Origin of the sequence: Thermobacillus xylanilyticus, assembly GCF_907165215.1 — a bacterium.
Classification (GTDB): Bacteria; Bacillota; Bacilli; order Paenibacillales; family Paenibacillaceae; genus Thermobacillus; species Thermobacillus xylanilyticus.
Genome location: NZ_CAJRAY010000061.1, coordinates 37,897 through 54,205 on the forward strand (window position 1 = coordinate 37,897; position 16,309 = coordinate 54,205).

Below are 16,309 nucleotides of genomic sequence, written 5' to 3' on the forward strand. Positions count from 1 at the left end.
TCTATACGAAGGGCAACAATGGGGGGAATGGTTTGGCGTGACGGACGCTGTGACGACATTGGAACAATGGCGCGCCTGGCGGCGCGATGGATACAACACGCTGCCGCTGCTCAGGCGCGTGCGCCTCAAGCCGGGGGATGACCGGCCGGCCGAGTGGAGCGGCGCATGGATGGCGGCGCATCCGCACGCGATCGTGCTCGAGAGCGGCAAGGAAGGCCGGTACACGTATCTCGGCCTCCGGCCGTCGGCCGTGCTGCGCGGCAAAGGAAGCGAAGCCGAGGCGGTGGAGACGGGCGAAGCGCCGCCGCGGCGGCTCGAAGGCAAGCCGCTCGACGTCGTGCGCGCCTGGCTCGCGGGGCGCAAGGGGCCGCCCCTGCCGGACGGCCCGAAGTGGACCGGCGGCATCGCCGGGCTGTGGAGCTACGACATCATCCGCTCCATCGAGCGGCTGCCCGAGCGGGCCGCAGACGACCTCGGCCTGCCGGACTATCTGTTCCTGCGGCTGGACGAGCTGTGGATCATTGACCACGAGAAGCGGGAGCTGATCCTCGCCCGGCATGTGCCGGTGCCGGACGGGACGGACGACGTCGGGCTGGCCGACCTGTATGATGAAGCGCTGCAACATACCGAGCGCATGCGGGAGATCTGGGCGGGCATCGCGGCGGCCGCCCGCGCGCCGGAGGCGGAGCGGCGGCTTGCGGAGCGGCGAAAAGCGATGGAAGCGGACCGGCTCGAGATCGACATCGACGCGCTCGAAGGGCTGATCCGCCCGTTCAGCAAGCGGGCTTACATGGACGCGGTCGAGCGGATCCGCGACTACATCGCGCAGGGCGACGTGTTCCAGGTGAACCTGTCGCAGCGGATGAGCAAGCGGTCGTCGTCCGACCCGGACGCGCTGTACGAATGGCTGCGGTTGTTCAATCCGTCGCCGTACATGGGCTACCTGCGCTGCCCCGATTTCCGGCTCGTCTCGGCGTCGCCGGAGCTGCTCGTCGCGATGCGCGGCGGGGTCCTCTCGACCCGGCCGATCGCCGGCACGCGCCGCCGCGGCCGCACGCCCGAGGAAGACCGGCGGATGGCGGAAGAGCTGCTCGCGAGCGAGAAGGAGCGGGCCGAGCACATCATGCTCGTCGACCTCGAGCGGAACGATCTCGGACGGATCTCGCGGTACGGCACCGTCCGGGTTAAGGAACTGATGACGATCGAATACTATTCCCACGTCATGCATCTCGTCTCGCAGGTGGAGGGAGAGCTGGCGGAAGGGAAGGATGCGCTGGACGTGATCGGGGCTGTTTTTCCCGGCGGGACGATTACGGGTGCGCCCAAGGTGCGCACGATGGAGATTCTCGAGGAGCTGGAGCCGACGCGGCGCGGGCCGTACTACGGCTCCCTCGGCTGGATTGACTACAGCGGGGATATGGAATTTAATATTCTTATACGCACGATGGTCGTCCGGGACGGCTGCGTGCATATTCAAGCCGGCGGCGGGATCGTGATCGACTCCGACCCCGAGCGGGAGTACAAGGAATCGCTGAACAAGGCCAAGGCGCTCTGGAAGGCGGTTCAATATGTCGAACGCGAAGCGGAAGGCGCGCTTTCGCATGCGGCCGGGGCGGAGAGGCCCGCGAAGGAGGAACGGCGATGATTCTGGTCATCGACAACTACGATTCGTTCACGTATAATCTGGTGCAATATTTGGGCGAGCTCGGCGAGGAGATCGTCGTCAGGCGGAACGACGAGATCGACCTTGCCGGCATTGAAGCGCTGGCCCCGGACCATATTCTGATCTCGCCCGGTCCCTGCACGCCGAACGAGGCGGGCATCAGCCTCGCGCTCATCGACCATTTCAAAGGGAAAATTCCGATCTTCGGCGTCTGCCTCGGCCACCAGGCGATCGGCCAGGCGTTCGGCGGCGAAGTGGTGCGCGCGGAAAATCTGATGCACGGCAAGACGAGCGAAATCCATCACACGGGCAAAGGCGTGTTCGCCGGGCTGCCGAGCCCGTTCACGGCGACCCGCTACCACTCGCTCATCGTGAAGCGGGAGACGCTGCCGGACTGTCTCGAGATTACGGCCGAGACGGAAACCGGAGAGATCATGGGAATCAAGCACAAAGAATATCTTGTCGAAGGCGTGCAGTTCCATCCCGAGTCGATCATGACGGAGCACGGGAGGACGATGCTGCGCAATTTCCTCGCGTACAAGGCGGGAGCCGTCCGATGAGAATCGGATGGAACGGCGCCGTGCTCGAGGCGGGTGAGGCCGTGATTCCGGCAATGGATCACGGCCTTCTCTACGGCATCGGGCTGTTCGAGACGTTCCGCACGTACGGCGGGAAGCCGTTCGCGCTCGACCGCCGGCTCGCCCGGCTGCGGAACGGCTGCGAGACGCTCGGCATCCGCTGGACGATGACGGAAGCGGACGTGTCGGACTGGCTCGCCAAGGCGCTGGAGGCGAACGGGCTGGCCGACGCTTATATCCGCCTGACCGTGACCGCCGGCGACGCGGGGCTCGGCCTGAACGACGGGCCGTATGAGCGGCCGAACACGCTGCTCATGGTCAAGCCCTTGCCGCCGCTGGGCGGGCGGCTGTACCGTGAAGGGCGCGAGCTGCGGATCTTGCGGACGCCGCGGGGCATGCCCGAGACGCCGGTTCGGCTCAAATCGCTTCATTACATGACGAATGTGCTGGCGAAAAGGGAGCTTGCGGCGAGCGGCGCGCCGGCGGGGGCGGAAGGGCTGATGCTGACGCGGGAAGGGTGGCTTGCCGAAGGGATCGTGAGCAATCTTTTCTTCGTGAAGGACGGCATCGTGCGGACCCCCGCCATCGCAACCGGCATCCTGCCCGGCATCACGCGCGCGTTGACGCTGGAGCTGGCCCGGTCCGAGGGGCTGGAGACGGAAGAAGGATACTATACGGCGGCCGACCTGCTCATGGCCGACGAAGTCTGGCTGACCGGCTCGGTGCAGGAGATTGTGCCGGTGACGCGGATCGCGGAGGCGGACGGGACGGTGCGCACGGTCGGAAGCGGGCTTGCCGGGCCGGTGACGACAAGGCTGCTCGAGGCGTACCGCGCTAAGGTGCGGCGCTCCATCGGCGCGGCGGCGGAAGGAGTTTGGTGATGCAATGAGACCGGTATTCTGGAGCCGGACATATGAGCTGGCCGGCGGCGTGAATCTGGAATTGGGAAGACGGACGCTCGTTATGGGCATCCTGAACGTGACGCCGGATTCTTTCTCCGACGGCGGGCGGTACCTGGCGGTGGACGCGGCCGTCGAACATGCCGTGCGGATGGTCGAAGCCGGGGCGGACATTCTCGACATCGGCGGCGAATCGACGCGGCCGGGACATGAGCCGGTGCCCGCGGACGAGGAGATCCGGCGCGTCATCCCGGTCATCCGGGCGGTGCGCGAGGCGTTGCCGCACGTGCCGCTCTCGATCGACACGTACAAGGCGGAGACGGCGCGGAAGGCGCTTGAAGCGGGCGTGCACATCATCAACGACATTTGGGGGCTTACGGCCGATCCGGAGATGGCGCGCACCGCGGCCGAATTCGGCTGTCCGGTCGTCATCAGCCACAACCGGCGCGAAACCGGCGGGTATGCCGATATCGCCCGGGACGTGGCGGCCGATCTGCTGGCATCGGTGCGGACAGCGCTTGATGCGGGTGTCGATTCGTATAACATCTGGCTCGACCCGGGCATCGGTTTCGCGAAAGAATATGAGGACAATCTCGACATGATGGGCCGGCTCGCCGAGCTTGTCCGGCTGGGTTACCCGGTGCTGCTCGGCACGTCCCGCAAACGGTTCATCCGCCATACGCTTGATCTGCCGGCGGACGACGTCGTCGAAGGAACGGCCGCGACCGTCGCCCTCGGCATCGCCCAAGGCTGCCAGGTCGTGCGCGTGCATGACGTGGACCGCATCGTCCGGACGGTGCGGATGACCGATGCGGTGGTCTATCGGCAGGCCGACATTCGCGGGGAGGCGGGCGTACCATGGACAAAATGATCGTGCGCGGCATGCGTTTTTTCGGCTATCACGGCGTCATTCCGGAGGAGAACCGGCTCGGCCAGCAATTCATGGTGGATGTGGAGCTTGCGCTTGAGCTGGAGGAAGCGGCGGCGGCGGACGACCTGGCGAAGACGGTCAACTACGCCGATCTGCACGCGCGGGTGAAGCGAATCGTCGAAGGTCCGCCGTGCAGGCTGATCGAAGCGCTCGCCCGCCGTATTGCAACCGATCTGCTCGACACTTATACTAATATAAATGAAGTTCTGGTCCGCGTGACGAAGCCGCATCCGCCGTTTGACATCCATTTCGACGGCGTGACCGTGGAATTGCGCAGAAAGCGGGAACAACATGACGGGCAAGGATGACATCAAGGCGCCGGCCGGACGGCGCGCCTATATCGCGCTCGGCTCCAATCTGGGAGACAGGGAAGCGCAGCTTGCGGAGGCCTTGCGGCGGCTTCACGCTCGCGACGGCATTACGGTCGACCGGGTGTCCGCCGTCTACGAGACGGATCCGGTCGGGTATGTCGACCAGCCGAAATTTCTCAACATGGCGGCCGCGCTGACGACGGAGCGGCAGCCGCTCGATTTGCTGCGGGAGATGCTGGAAGTGGAGCGGGAACTCGGCAGGGTGCGGAATATCCGCTTCGGTCCGCGCACGATCGACCTTGATCTGCTGCTGATGGACGGCGCCGAGCTTGCGACGGAAGAGCTGACGCTTCCCCATCCCCGGATGATGGAGCGGGCATTCGTGCTCGTGCCGCTGCTCGAAGTGCTGGATGAACACGCATCCTGCAGGCCGGCGGTCGAGTCGGCGGCCCGTGCGGCGCTCTCGCAGGGAAAGGATGGCATCGCAAGATGGACAACGATCACCTGGCCTTGCGCATCCGCGCATTTCGAAAACTGAAAGGACTGACCCAGCAGCAGCTGGCTGACCGGATGGGCGTCTCGGTTGCCGTGCTCGGCTCGCTCGAGCGGGGCACGCGCCGGCCCGATTCCAAGCTGATGCAGCGCATTGCCGAGTCGCTCGGCATCGATTACGACGAACTGACGGGAAACGAGCCCGGCGCCTGACGCTCCGGGCGGCGGTTATGGCGTGCACGGCATCAGATGCGGTTTAAGGGTGCGGTGCGCGCTTTGCGTTGATCTTTTTTGCCTGAACCGGCGGGAAGGAGGCGATGGAACATGCTCAAGATCGGCGATATTGAACTCAAGAATCAGGTGGTGCTCGCGCCGATGGCCGGCGTGTGCAACCCCGCTTTCCGGCTGATCGCGAAGGAGTTCGGATGCGGACTGGTCTGCGCCGAGATGGTCAGCGACAAGGCGATTATTCACGGCAACAAGCGGACGATGGAAATGCTCTATGTGGACGAGCGGGAGAAGCCGCTCAGCCTGCAAATTTTCGGGGGCGACCGCAAGTCGCTTGTCGAGGCGGCGAAAGTCGTCGACAAGCAGACGAACGCCGACATCATCGACATCAACATGGGCTGCCCCGTGCCGAAGGTGACGAAATGCGACGCCGGCGCGCGCTGGCTGCTCGATCCGGACAAAATTTACGAGATGGTGGCGGCTGTCGTCGATGCCGTCGAGAAGCCGGTCACCGTGAAGATGCGGATCGGCTGGGACGACCAGCACATTTACGCCGTCGAGAACGCGCGCGCGGTCGAACGGGCCGGCGGCAAGGCGGTCGCCGTTCACGGGCGCACCCGGGAGCAGCTGTACACGGGCAAGGCCGACTGGAACGTGATCAAGGAAGTGAAGGAGGCCGTCTCGATTCCGGTCATCGGCAACGGCGACGTCTTCACGCCGGAGGACGCGAAGCGGATGCTGGAGACGACCGGCGTAGACGGCGTCATGATCGGCCGGGGAGCGCTCGGCAACCCGTGGATGCTGTACCGGACCGTCCATTATCTGACGACCGGCGAGCTTCTGCCCGAGCCGACGCCGAAGGAGAAGGTCGAAATCGCCGTTCTGCACATGGACCGCCTCATCGCGCTGAAGGGCGAGGCGCAGGCGGTCCGGGAGATGCGCAAGCATCTCGCCTGGTACCTGAAGGGACTGCCGCGGGCCGCCCGCGTGAAGGATCAGATCATGGAAGAGACAAGCCGGGATCGCATGGTAAGCATCCTGAACGACTACGTCGACTCGCTGGAGGAGACGGTCGGCACCGCCTGAATCATGAACGGCCGCGCGGCTGGTCCGCGCGGCTTCGCGGTTCCGCCGGGGCGTCAGGCAGGCACCCCGGCGAGATTGACATACCCGACGGGTATGACCTATAATCATGCAATAACATTGACCCGACCGCAGGCAAGCGGGTAGTTGCAAGTGTCATGACCGGCCGGAGCGGCAATATATTATAGCGAGTTCAGTTCTTATAGGGTATGAAAATTCGCTACGACGGGAGAATCGTTAGATGAGCGACAAAGAAATCATTCTTACGCAAGACGGTTTGAAACGGCTCGAAGAGGAGCTGGAAAACCTCAAATCGGTGAAGCGGCGCGAGGTGGCAGAGCGGATCAAGATCGCCATCGGCTACGGCGACATCAGCGAGAACTCCGAGTATGAAGACGCCAAGAACGAGCAGGCCTTCATCGAAGGGCGAATCATCACCCTGGAGAAAATGCTTCGCAACGCCCGCATCATCAACAACGACGAGATCGACACGGACACGGTCAGCATCGGCTCGATCGTGACGGTGGAAGACGTCGAGTACGGCGACACGATGGAGTACGTGATCGTCGGCACGGCGGAAGCGGATCCGTCGCAGAACAAGATTTCGAACGAAAGCCCTGTCGGCAAGGCGATTCTCGGCAAGAAGAAGGGAACCGTCGTCGACGTGAATGTACCCGCGGGCATCATCAAATACAAGATTGTCGACATCAAGAAGTGAGAAGGGCATAAGGGCATGGTGCAAAAGCTTCCTCCGGAAGCTTTTTTTTCCGACGATGCGGACTTGTAAGTCATTCCGCCCATAAGTTCGCTTATCGGCTATCTGAACAAGGAGTTGGGACATTTGGATCATCAGCAGCAAGGCGGCAGTGTGGAAACGGCCGGACAGGAGCAGGAATTGAGCGAGCTGCTCCGCATCCGGCGAAGCAAGTTGGACGAGCTCCGGAAACTCGGGCTGGACCCGTTCGGCCGGAAGTACGAGCGGACGCATCAGGCGCAGGAGATTCTGGACGCGTACGATGCGCTGGAGACGGAGGAGCTTGAGGCGAAGCAGGTATCCGTCAGCATCGCCGGACGGATCATGCAGAAGCGGTCCATGGGGAAGGCGTCGTTCGCCCACATCCAGGACCTGTCGGGCAGGATCCAGATCTACGTCCGTCAGGACGCGGTCGGCGAGACGGCGTACAAGGCGTTCTCGATGCTCGACATCGGCGACATCATCGGGGTGAAGGGCACCGTCTTCAAGACGAAGACCGGCGAGACTTCCGTCAAGGTCCAGGAGCTGGAGGTGCTGACGAAGTCGCTGCTGCCGCTTCCGGACAAGTATCACGGGCTGAAAGACGTCGAGCTGCGCTATCGGCAGCGCTACGTCGATCTGATCGTCAATCCGGACGTGAAGCAGACGTTCATCACCCGTTCCCGCATCATCCAATCGATGCGGCGCTATCTGGACAGCCACGGCTATCTCGAAGTCGAGACGCCGACGCTGCACGCGATCGCCGGGGGCGCGGCGGCGCGGCCGTTCATCACGCATCACAACGCGCTGGACATGCAGCTCTACATGCGGATCGCGATCGAGCTGCATCTGAAGCGGCTGATCGTCGGCGGCCTGGAGAAGGTGTACGAGATCGGCCGGGTGTACCGGAACGAGGGCGTGTCGACGCGCCACAATCCGGAGTTCACGATGCTGGAGCTGTACGAGGCCTACGCCGACTACCGCGACATCATGACGCTGACCGAGAACCTGATCGCGCATATCGCGCAGGACGTGCTCGGCACGACGAAGATCACGTACCAGGGGATGGAGATCGACCTGGCCCCGCCGTGGCGCCGGGTTTCGATGGTCGAGCTCGTCAAGGAAGCGACGGGCATCGACTTCACGAAGCAGATGAGCGACGAAGAGGCGCATGAACTGGCGAAGGCGCACGGCGTGCCGGTCGAGCCGCACATGCAGTTCGGCCATATCGTCAACGCGTTCTTCGAAAAGTTCTGCGAGCACACGCTTATCCAGCCGACGTTCGTCACGGGCCATCCGGTGGCGATCTCGCCGCTGGCGAAGAAGAATGACGAAGATCCGCGCTTTACGGACCGGTTCGAACTGTTCATCGTCGCGCGGGAGCATGCGAACGCGTTCACCGAGCTGAACGATCCGATCGACCAGCGCGAACGGTTCGAGGCGCAGCTTGCCGAACGCGAGCAAGGCAACGACGAGGCGCATGAAATGGACGAGGATTTCCTGCGCGCGCTGGAATACGGCATGCCGCCGACCGGCGGGCTCGGCATCGGCATCGACCGTCTGGTCATGCTGCTGACGGATGCGCCGTCGATCCGGGATGTGCTGCTGTTCCCGCATATGCGGGATCGCGCCGGCGAATAACGCTTGTTGGCTTGAGACCGCCTGCAGCTGTTGCGGGCGGTCTTTGTTGTGCAGAACGGCGGCGAGCGATTTCTTCCTAAGCTGGCGGAATCTCCTTCTCAACTGGACGAGGCTGCGTGCCCATACTAAAGGCACACCACGTTGCGGAGGAACGCCCATGACAGGACGTGCGCTCACGGTGAGAGGAATGGCGCTCGCCGCGGCGTTGCTGCTGGCCGGCGGCTGCGCGGCCGGGGATGGATCGGAGGATCGGCGGAAGGAACGTCAGCCGGCGGACCAACGGATGTCGGAGTTCGTGCAGGCGGATCCCGGGGCGGAGCATCCGTCCAAGACGGAAACGTCAAAACCGAATGGCAGGGCGGACGAGTCCGCGCCGGTTCGGCGGTCTGCCGAGCGGGACGCATTTGAACCCCGCGGCCGTACCGGCTCCGATGCGCCAGCGATTCCGGACGACATCCGGGGCATCTATGTCTCCGGCTGGATCGCCGGCAGCAAGGAGCCGATGGAGCGGCTGATCCGGCTCGTCGACGAGACGGACCTGAACGCGATGGTCATCGACGTGAAGAACGACTACGGCCAGCTGACCTACCGGTCGTCGCTGCCGGAAGTCCGCGCCGTCGGCGCCGACCGCGGGGCGCAGGTCCGCGACATGGCCGGCCTGCTCAGGCGGCTGAAGGCGAAGCGGATCTATACGATCGGGCGTGTCGTCGTGTTCAAGGATCCGCTGCTGGCTCGCGCGAAGCCGGAATGGGCGTTCCATACGGCGTCCGGCGCGCTGTGGCGGGACCGGAAAGGGCAGCCCTGGGTCGAGCCGTACCGGCCGGAAGTGCGGGCCTACAACATCGCCATTGCGAAGGAAGCGGCCGCGCTCGGATTCGACGAAATCCAGTTCGACTATGTCCGGTTCCCCGACAACGGGGAAGCGATGGACCGCGTCGTCCGCTACCGCAACCCGGAAGGGTGGACGAAGCGGGAAGCGATCGGCCGGTTTCTCCGCGATGCGCGCAGCGCGCTGCATGCAACCGGCACGGCGCTGTCGGCGGACGTGTTCGGCCTGGTCACGACGGCGCGTGACGACATGGGCATCGGCCAGACGTGGCGGGAGATCGCCCCGGCGGTGGATGTCATCTCCCCGATGGTCTACCCGTCCCATTACGCCGGGGGGACGTACGGCATCCGGCACCCCGACCTGGCGCCGTCGGCCGTCGTCCGGCATGCCCTGGATGATGCCGGCAAGCGCAACCGGGTGCTTTCGGCGGAGGGCGCAAGTCCCGCGAAGATCCGGCCGTGGCTCCAGGCGTTCACCGCCGCCTGGCTGCGCCCGCACCAGCCGTACCGGGCGAGGCAGATCCGCGAGCAGATCCGCGCCGCCGAGGAGGCGGGCGTGAAGCAATTTCTGCTCTGGAACCCGTCCTGCACGTACGATTACCGCTGACGCCGAAGCGCGTTTCGGGGCATCCCGACTGTCCTTGACAGGCCCAAAACCGCTTTGATAATATAACGACAATATACACAGGGAGCCGGTGCCGCGCGGGCTGCGGCCTGCGGTATCCGGCCGCCGGAATGTGTCGAACCGGACCTTCGGGTCCGCATCATCGAGGAGGAACCAACTGTGTGGGAAACGAAGTTTGCCAAGGAAGGGCTGACGTTCGATGACGTGCTGCTCATTCCGCGCAAATCGGAGGTACTGCCGAGGGAAGTCGACGTATCCGTCAAGCTGAGCGGCAGCGTGAAGCTGAACATTCCACTCATCAGCGCGGGCATGGACACGGTGACGGAGTCGGCAATGGCGATCGCGATTGCGCGGGAAGGCGGCATCGGCATCATCCACAAGAACATGTCGGCGGCCCAGCAAGCGGAAGAAGTCGACCGGGTCAAGCGCTCGGAGAGCGGCGTCATCACGAACCCGTTCTCGCTGACGCCGGAGCATCACGTCTACGACGCCGAGGAACTGATGGGCAAGTACCGGATCTCGGGCGTGCCGATCGTGGATGGCGACGGCAAGCTGGTCGGCATTCTGACGAACCGCGACCTGCGTTTTGTCCATGACTACTCGATCAAGATCAAGGAAGTCATGACCCGCGACAACCTCGTGACGGCGCCCGTCGGCACGACGCTGCAGCAGGCCGAAGGGATTCTCCAGCGGCACAAGATAGAGAAATTGCCGCTCGTCGACGAGAACAACGTGCTGAAAGGCCTCATCACGATCAAGGACATCGAGAAGGCGATCCAGTTCCCGAATGCGGCGAAGGACGCGCAGGGACGGCTGCTCTGCGGCGCCGCGATCGGCATTTCCAAGGACACCTTCGAGCGGGCGGAGGCGCTGGTCAAAGCCGGCGTCGACGTGATCGTCGTCGATTCGGCGCACGGCCACCACGTCAATATCATCGAGACGGTCCGCAAGCTGCGCGCGCTGTATCCGGACCTGACGATCGTCGCGGGCAACGTGGCGACGGGCGAAGCGACGCGCGACCTGATCGAAGCCGGCGCTTCCATCGTCAAAGTCGGCATCGGGCCGGGCTCCATCTGCACGACCCGGGTCATCGCCGGCATCGGCGTGCCGCAGATTACGGCGATCTATGACTGCGCGACGGTGGCGCGCCAATACGGCGTGCCGATCATCGCGGACGGCGGCATCAAATATTCCGGCGACATTACGAAGGCGATCGCGGCAGGCGCCAGCGCGGTCATGATCGGCAGCCTGTTCGCGGGCACGGAGGAGAGCCCGGGCGAATCGGAGATCTACCAGGGCCGGAGGTTCAAGGTTTACCGCGGCATGGGATCGCTCGGCGCAATGAAGGAAGGCAGCGGCGACCGCTACTTCCAGGAGAACGAGAGCAAGCTCGTGCCGGAAGGCATCGAAGGCCGGGTGCCGTACAAGGGCCCGCTGGCCGACACGGTCCATCAGCTGATCGGCGGGCTGCGCGCCGGCATGGGCTACTGCGGCGCGCGCAACATCCAGGAGCTGATCAACGACACGCAATTTATCCGGATTACGAACGCCGGCCTCAGGGAGAGCCATCCCCACGACGTGCAGATTACGAAGGAAGCGCCGAACTATTCGCTGTAACAAGCGGCTTCCCGGAATCGCACTTGCTGCGCACACCCTGCAACGGGACGCGGACTCGACAAGGTCCGCGTTTTTCTGTAGGCGCGGGCGCCGTGCGGAGCGGGCGGTCTTTCGGGATTCCCGGTTTTTCTGCCCGGAAAGACTGTGATACAATTAGGGACGATACGACACGGGGAGAAAGGGGAAACGGAGTTGAACGACCACGGGAAACGGTCTGTCCGAATGCGGACCTTGGCAGCTGTTCTGGCCGTGTTGTTTGTTGTGTATGCGCTCGGGGCCGTGCCTGCGGTCCTGGCGGAAGAAGGTACGGCGACGGTATCGGGAACGACGTTCCAGCTCGGCGAATCGGTTGACGCGGCCATCCTGATCGATTTCGAGACGGGACAAGTCCTGTATGAACGCAATGCGGATCAGCCCAGACCGCCTGCCAGCATGACGAAATTGATGACCGAATATATCGTGCTCAGCCGGATTGCGGAGGGCAAATTGAACTGGTCGGACGTTGTGCCGGTCAGCAAGGAGGCCGCTTCGACGCCGGCCGATGGTTCGCAGATCTATCTGGCTGAGGGCGACAAGCATACGGTTGAGGAATTGTACATTGCGATGGCCGTCGGCTCGGCCAACGACGCGACGGTCGCGCTCGCATCCTATATCGCCGGCTCGGAAGCCGCATTTGTCGACATCATGAACGATACGGCGCGTGAGCTCGGGCTGTCCACGGCGCACTTCACAGGGGCGACCGGCCTGCAGGAAGACACGGTGATTTCGGCCCGCGATCTGTCGAAGCTCGCGCGGGTCATTCTGCAGCAGCACGGCGAGACGTTCCTGAAATATTCGAGCATCACGCAGTACAAATTCCGCGAGCGGGACAAGGATCCGATGATCAACTACAACTGGATGCTCGAAGGGAACAAAGATGTGACGAACTTCCGTCAGTACGCCTATGAAGGCGTCGACGGGATGAAGACCGGCTACATCAGCGCAGCGGGCTACTGCTTCACGGGTACGGCGAAACGCGGCGACATGCGGCTGATCAGCGTCGTGATGGGCACCGACTCGATGGGCGAACGGTTCCTGGAGACGGCGAAACTGTTTGACTACGGGTTCAACAATTTCGAGATGAAGACGGTCGTGGCCCCGAAATCGGTTGTAGAATCGGTGGAAACGGTCAAGATTAAGAAAGGCGTCAAGACCGAAGTGCCGGTTGTGACCGAATCGGATGTCACCTTCCTTGTCCGCAAGGGCGTCGAGCCGCAGATCGAAGTGTCGAACGTTGAAGTTCTGCCGCCGGAAGAGCTTGTCGCACCGCTGCCGGCGGGCACGAAAGCCGGCTCCGTCACCTACGTTTATACGGACGGCGCGAACAAGCTGGAGAAGACGGTCAACCTGATCACGGGCGAGGAAGCGAAGAAGGGCAGCTGGTGGCGGCTCATGTTCCGCGGCATCGGCGACTTTTTCCGCAATCTGTTCAAGGGCATCATCGGGTAGAACGCCGACCGGACGCATATTCTGCGCAGTTGCCGGCGTCGGCTCGTTCATTTAAAATATAGGTTTAGTACGAATTCGGACACTACGTGTCGAGTGGGAGGAACTTGAAGACATGGAAACCGGTACGACTCGCGTGAAACGCGGCATGGCCGAAATGCAGAAGGGCGGCGTCATCATGGACGTGATGAACGCCGAGCAGGCGAAGATCGCCGAAGCGGCCGGCGCCGTGGCGGTCATGGCGCTTGAACGGGTTCCCGCGGATATCCGCGCCGCCGGCGGCGTCGCCCGGATGGCCGATCCGACGGTCGTGGAAGAGGTCATGAAGGCCGTCTCGATTCCCGTCATGGCGAAGGCGCGGATCGGGCATTTCGTCGAAGCGAAGGTGCTGGAAGCGCTCGGCGTCGACTACATCGACGAGAGCGAAGTGCTGACGCCCGCGGATGAAGTCTATCATATCGACAAGCACCAGTTCACGGTGCCGTTCGTCTGCGGCGCGAAGGATCTGGGCGAGGCGCTGCGCCGCATCCAGGAGGGCGCTTCGATGATCCGGACGAAGGGCGAGCCGGGCACGGGCAATATCGTCGAGGCGGTCCGCCACATGCGGCTGATCATGAGCCAGATCCGCAAAGTGCAGAATATGTCGAAAGACGAGCTGTACAACGAGGCGAAAGTGCTCGGCGTGCCGTACGATCTGCTGCGTTATGTTCACGAGAACGGCAAGCTGCCGGTCGTCAATTTCGCGGCGGGCGGCGTGGCGACGCCGGCCGATGCGGCGCTCATGATGCATCTCGGCGCGGACGGGGTGTTCGTCGGCTCGGGCATTTTCAAGTCGGACAATCCGGAGAAATTCGCCCGCGCGATCGTGGAAGCGACGACGCATTACGAGGACTACGCGCTGATTGCCGAAGTGTCCAAAAATCTGGGCACGCCGATGAAAGGCATCGAGATCTCGCAGCTGACCGGCTACGACCGGATGCAGGATCGCAGCGTGTAATCGGGCCCTCAAGGGAAGAAGGGATCCACTTTGACCATCAAAATTGGCGTGTTGGCGCTGCAAGGCGCCGTCGCGGAACATATCCGCTCGCTTCAACAAGCGGGAGCGGAAGCCGTCGCCGTCAAGCGGGTTGAACAGCTTTCGGAGCTGCACGGTCTGGTCATTCCGGGCGGGGAGAGCACGACGATCGGCAAGCTCATGCGCAAATACGGTTTCATCGAAGCCATCCGTCAGTTCGCGGCGGATGGCAAGCCGATCTTCGGCACCTGCGCCGGGCTGATCGTGCTCGCGCAGCGGATTGACGGCGGGGAGGAAGCCCACCTCGGCCTGATGGACATGACGGTCGTGCGCAATGCGTTCGGCCGGCAGCGCGAAAGTTTCGAGACGGACCTGGAGGTCGCCGGACTTGACCGGCCCCTTCGGGCGGTCTTCATCCGCGCACCGCTCATCAAGGAGGTCGGGCCGGACGTCGAGGTATTGTCGGTGTACAAGGGCGAGATCGTCGCCGCACGGCAGAACCGTCTGCTCGCCTGCTCGTTCCATCCGGAGCTGACGGATGACAGCGCCCTGCACGCTTACTTCGTCGCCATGGCCGAGGAAGCGGCCGCAGAGAAGAGCGTGAAGTAGAGAGGGGTATAGACGAACGTGTTGGACGTCAGGCTGCTCCGCAGCGATTATGACAGAGTGAAGCAAGCGCTGGTGCATCGCGGCGCGTCGGAGGAGCTGATCGCCGATTTCCCGGCGCTGGACCAGCGCCGCCGCGAATTGCTGACCGAGACCGAGCGGCTGAAGAACCGGCGCAACACGGTGTCGCAGGAAGTGGCGAAGATCAAGCGCGAAGGCGGCGACGCCGAAGCTTTGATCGTCGAGATGCGCGAGGTCGGCGACCGGATCAAGGAATTGGACGATGAAGTGCGAGAGTTGGAGGCGAAGATCGAGCGCATCTTGCTCGCCGTTCCGAACATTCCGCACGAATCCGTGCCGGTCGGCGCGTCGGAAGAGGACAATGTGGAGATTCGCCGGCACGGCGAGCCTCCGGCATTCCCGTTCGAGCCGAAGTCGCACTGGGAGATCGCCGATCGGCTCGGCATTCTCGATTTCGAATCGGCGGCGCGCGTCACCGGTTCGCGGTTCGTCTTCTACCGCGGGCTCGGCGCAAGGCTGGAGCGCGCGCTGATCAGCTTCATGATGGATCTGCATGCGGATCGGCACGGGTACGAGGAAGTGCTGCCGCCCTACATCGTGAACCGGGACAGCCTGATCGGCACCGGCCAGCTGCCGAAGTTCGAGGAAGATCTGTTCAAGATCGACGGGCAGGACTATTACCTGATTCCGACGGCGGAAGTGCCGGTCACGAACCTGTACCGGGAGACCATCCTGGAAGCTTCGGATCTGCCGAAGAAATTCGTCGCCTACTCCGCCTGCTTCCGCGCTGAGGCCGGCGCAGCCGGACGTGATACGCGCGGCCTCATCCGGCAGCATCAGTTCAACAAAGTCGAGCTGGTGAAGTACGTGAAGCCGGAGGATTCGTATGCGGAGCTGGAGACGCTGACGGCGGAAGCGGAGCAGGTGCTCAAGGCTCTCGGTCTGCCCTACCGCGTCATCGTGCTGTGCACGGGCGACATGGGCTTCGGCTCGGCGAAGACCTACGATATTGAAGTGTGGCTGCCGAGCTACGGCACCTATCGCGAGATCTCGTCCTGCACGAACTTCGAGGACTTCCAGGCTCGCCGGGCGAACATCCGCTTCCGCCGCGAACCGAAGGGCAAGCCGGAGTTCATCCATACGCTGAACGGCTCGGGGCTCGCGGTCGGCCGGACGGTCGCCGCCATTCTCGAGAACTATCAGCAGGAAGACGGTTCGGTACTGATTCCGGAGGCGCTTCGTCCGTATATGGGCGGATTGGATGCGATCCGGCCTGCTTGACATACCCTGAGCTTTACAGGCCGCAGCCGGTTGTCAGCCGGTTGCGGCTTGTGATACAATGTTCTGTGCTTCTTGTACGCGGAGAGATACCGAAGTGGTCATAACGGGGCGGTCTTGAAAACCGTTAGGGCGCAAGCCCACGTGGGTTCGAATCCCACTCTCTCCGCCATAAATAGCATTAAGCCGATCCTGATCTTAGGGATCGGCTTTTTGATGTACGCCCGGCATGGGCGTCATCTCTACGGTGAAAGTCCGGAATGGGGGCTGGCGAG

General features: G+C 63.3%; 16 protein-coding genes and 1 tRNA gene. All 17 read left to right on the forward strand.

Annotated features, from left to right (window positions below; genetic code table 11):
* Positions 1-37 precede the first annotated feature (37 nt).
* Complete coding sequence (locus tag KJQ12_RS12145; RefSeq protein WP_213484887.1) at positions 38-1,645, forward strand: anthranilate synthase component I family protein; 1,608 nt, start codon at positions 38-40, stop codon at positions 1,643-1,645.
* The gene (pabA, locus tag KJQ12_RS12150) at positions 1,642-2,223 is read left to right on the forward strand and encodes an aminodeoxychorismate/anthranilate synthase component II (RefSeq protein ID WP_213484888.1); all 582 of its coding nucleotides are present in this window, start codon (positions 1,642-1,644) and stop codon (positions 2,221-2,223) included. Before KJQ12_RS12145 ends, pabA begins: the two co-directional genes overlap by 4 nt.
* On the forward strand, positions 2,220-3,122 hold the full coding sequence (locus tag KJQ12_RS12155) for an aminotransferase class IV (RefSeq protein ID WP_213484889.1): 903 nt from the start codon (positions 2,220-2,222) through the stop codon (positions 3,120-3,122). The genes pabA and KJQ12_RS12155 overlap by 4 nt, the downstream gene beginning before the upstream one ends.
* A 4-nt stretch (positions 3,123-3,126) precedes the next feature.
* A complete protein-coding gene (folP, locus tag KJQ12_RS12160) occupies positions 3,127-4,011 on the forward strand; it encodes a dihydropteroate synthase (protein WP_213484890.1) in 885 nt (294 codons plus the stop codon).
* A complete protein-coding gene (folB, locus tag KJQ12_RS12165) occupies positions 3,999-4,379 on the forward strand; it encodes a dihydroneopterin aldolase (protein ID WP_213484891.1) in 381 nt (126 codons plus the stop codon). Before folP ends, folB begins: the two co-directional genes overlap by 13 nt.
* Positions 4,363-4,920, forward strand: a complete 558-nt coding sequence (gene folK, locus KJQ12_RS12170; RefSeq protein WP_015256404.1) for a 2-amino-4-hydroxy-6-hydroxymethyldihydropteridine diphosphokinase — start codon at positions 4,363-4,365, stop codon at positions 4,918-4,920. The genes folB and folK overlap by 17 nt, the downstream gene beginning before the upstream one ends.
* Positions 4,872-5,087 (forward strand): helix-turn-helix domain-containing protein, encoded by a 216-nt coding sequence (locus KJQ12_RS12175; protein ID WP_015256403.1) that lies wholly within the window; start codon positions 4,872-4,874, stop codon positions 5,085-5,087. Before folK ends, KJQ12_RS12175 begins: the two co-directional genes overlap by 49 nt.
* Before the next feature lie 111 nt (positions 5,088-5,198).
* Positions 5,199-6,188: a tRNA dihydrouridine synthase DusB gene (gene dusB / locus KJQ12_RS12180; RefSeq protein WP_015256402.1), complete on the forward strand. Its 990-nt coding sequence runs from the start codon at positions 5,199-5,201 to the stop codon at positions 6,186-6,188.
* Positions 6,189-6,426: 238 nt separating this feature from the next.
* Positions 6,427-6,903, forward strand: a complete 477-nt coding sequence (greA, locus tag KJQ12_RS12185; RefSeq protein ID WP_015256401.1) for a transcription elongation factor GreA — start codon at positions 6,427-6,429, stop codon at positions 6,901-6,903.
* Between the two features lie 123 nt (positions 6,904-7,026).
* Positions 7,027-8,559 (forward strand): lysine--tRNA ligase, encoded by a 1,533-nt coding sequence (gene lysS / locus KJQ12_RS12190; RefSeq protein ID WP_015256400.1) that lies wholly within the window; start codon positions 7,027-7,029, stop codon positions 8,557-8,559.
* A gap of 157 nt (positions 8,560-8,716) precedes the next feature.
* Entirely contained in the window at positions 8,717-9,994 is a 1,278-nt protein-coding gene (locus KJQ12_RS12195; RefSeq protein ID WP_213484892.1) for a putative glycoside hydrolase, read from the forward strand.
* A 177-nt stretch (positions 9,995-10,171) separates the two neighbouring features.
* Positions 10,172-11,629 carry an IMP dehydrogenase gene (gene guaB, locus KJQ12_RS12200; protein ID WP_015256398.1) on the forward strand — a complete coding sequence of 486 codons (1,458 nt, stop codon included), beginning with the start codon at positions 10,172-10,174 and terminating at the stop codon, positions 11,627-11,629.
* A gap of 222 nt (positions 11,630-11,851) precedes the next feature.
* A complete protein-coding gene (locus KJQ12_RS12205; RefSeq protein WP_015256397.1) occupies positions 11,852-13,117 on the forward strand; it encodes a D-alanyl-D-alanine carboxypeptidase family protein in 1,266 nt (421 codons plus the stop codon).
* A gap of 112 nt (positions 13,118-13,229) precedes the next feature.
* Complete coding sequence (gene pdxS / locus KJQ12_RS12210; RefSeq protein WP_015256396.1) at positions 13,230-14,111, forward strand: pyridoxal 5'-phosphate synthase lyase subunit PdxS; 882 nt, start codon at positions 13,230-13,232, stop codon at positions 14,109-14,111.
* A gap of 36 nt (positions 14,112-14,147) precedes the next feature.
* Positions 14,148-14,738, forward strand: a complete 591-nt coding sequence (gene pdxT / locus KJQ12_RS12215) for a pyridoxal 5'-phosphate synthase glutaminase subunit PdxT (RefSeq protein ID WP_213484895.1) — start codon at positions 14,148-14,150, stop codon at positions 14,736-14,738.
* Positions 14,739-14,756: 18 nt separating this feature from the next.
* On the forward strand, positions 14,757-16,037 hold the full coding sequence (serS, locus tag KJQ12_RS12220; RefSeq protein WP_213484893.1) for a serine--tRNA ligase: 1,281 nt from the start codon (positions 14,757-14,759) through the stop codon (positions 16,035-16,037).
* 80 nt (positions 16,038-16,117) lie between these two features.
* Positions 16,118-16,206, forward strand: a tRNA-Ser gene (locus tag KJQ12_RS12225).
* Positions 16,207-16,309 lie beyond the last annotated feature (103 nt).